The following is a 946-nucleotide window of genomic DNA, read 5'->3' as shown; positions in this document are numbered from 1 at the left end:
CCTGGGGAGTACGTTCGCAAGAATGAAACTCAAAGGAATTGACGGGGGCCCGCACAAGCGGTGGAGCATGTGGTTTAATTCGATGATACGCGAGGAACCTTACCAAGGCTTAAATGTAGATTGACAGGTTTAGAGATAGACTTTTCTTCGGACAATTTACAAGGTGCTGCATGGTTGTCGTCAGCTCGTGCCGTGAGGTGTCAGGTTAAGTCCTATAACGAGCGCAACCCCTATTGTTAGTTGCCAGCGAGTAATGTCGGGAACTCTAACAAGACTGCCGGTGCAAACCGTGAGGAAGGTGGGGATGACGTCAAATCATCACGGCCCTTACGTCTTGGGCTACACACGTGCTACAATGGCCAGTACAGAAAGCAGCTACCAGGCAACTGGATGCGAATCTCAAAAACTGGTCTCAGTTCGGATTGGAGTCTGCAACTCGACTCCATGAAGCTGGAATCGCTAGTAATCGGATATCAGCCATGATCCGGTGAATACGTTCCCGGGCCTTGTACACACCGCCCGTCAAGCCATGGAAGCCGGGGGTACCTGAAGTCGGTCGCCGCAAGGAGCTGCCTAGGGTAAAACTGGTAACTAGGGCTAAGTCGTAACAAGGTAGCCGTACCGGAAGGTGCGGCTGGAACACCTCCTTTCTAGAGAAAAAAAGGAGTTGGTTTATTTACTCTCGCTGTTTGTTCAAAAAAAAGATAAGAAGTAATATACAGAGTCTCGTAGCTCAGCTGGTTAGAGTACTACACTGATAATGTAGGGGTCGGCAGTTCGAGTCTGCCCGGGACTACTAAGTATTACAAAAGGAAATTTTAGAGGTTTTGCTAACCGTAAAAACGACAGTTCACGGTTAACTGTAAACTGTAAACGAAATTACGGGGGATTAGCTCAGCTGGCTAGAGCGCCTGCCTTGCACGCAGGAGGTCATCGGTTCGACTCC

1 tRNA gene and 1 rRNA gene are annotated in these 946 nt (G+C 49.3%); both read left to right on the top strand.

Annotated elements, in window-relative coordinates:
• Positions 1–650, top strand: a 16S ribosomal RNA gene (locus tag AWV75_RS18205); the annotation flags it as partial.
• 72 nt (positions 651–722) lie between these two features.
• Positions 723–796: transfer RNA gene (locus tag AWV75_RS18200), tRNA-Ile, on the top strand.
• Positions 797–946 lie beyond the last annotated feature (150 nt).

Origin of the sequence: Myroides odoratus (genome assembly GCF_001549985.1) — a bacterium.
GTDB classification, from domain to species: Bacteria; Bacteroidota; Bacteroidia; order Flavobacteriales; family Flavobacteriaceae; genus Flavobacterium; species Flavobacterium odoratum_A.
The sequence above is the reverse complement of the archived record's forward strand: the minus strand, read 5'-3'. Positions and strand labels throughout refer to the sequence as shown.